General features: G+C 38.0%; 1 protein-coding gene. It reads right to left on the bottom strand.

Annotated features, from left to right (window positions below; all coding sequences use genetic code 11):
• A partial coding sequence (locus tag KQ486_RS14260; protein WP_246569358.1) for an Ig-like domain-containing protein occupies positions 1-540 on the bottom strand: 540 nt, incomplete at both ends.

The following is a 540-nucleotide window of genomic DNA, read 5'->3' as shown; positions in this document are numbered from 1 at the left end:
ACATTACCTGTCTTTTTAACATTTTCAGGGTCAATATAAGCGGGCATGGTCAAAGTTGCTTTTACATCATCTTTAGTATTTACATAGTCTGTAAATGTATAAATAACATTACCATCACTATCGATTACACCATTTGCCAATACTTGATCTCCAGCCATAATTGGTGGCACTTTAGCAGTTGAAGTTACACCATTTAAGTTTAATTCTTTAGGTACAGTTATTTTGAATGTGTCACCTTTAACAGCAGAATTAGGCACTGAAAAACCATAATTCAGTTTGACATAACCTGCTTGGTGCGGATACACAGTCGTACCAGAGTCAATACCAACTGTCACATTCGTCAACTGATTCGTAATATCTGTGCCAGCTGCCGGTGCATCTGCAGCTACTGCCGCTAAACTAAATGCTCTCATTCTAGGCGCACTTGTATTAACCGCTTGATTAACTACATCTTTATTACTTGCATCTGTACTCTGTGGAGCTGATTCATTGTTTGAAGGTGTTGCTTCAGTTGAAGTATCTTGCGTTGTTGAAACATTT

The organism is Allobacillus halotolerans, assembly GCF_018967645.1.
In the GTDB taxonomy this organism is placed as follows: Bacteria; Bacillota; Bacilli; order Bacillales; family Alkalibacillaceae; genus Allobacillus; species Allobacillus halotolerans.
This window is presented reverse-complemented; position numbering and strand designations above follow the sequence as displayed.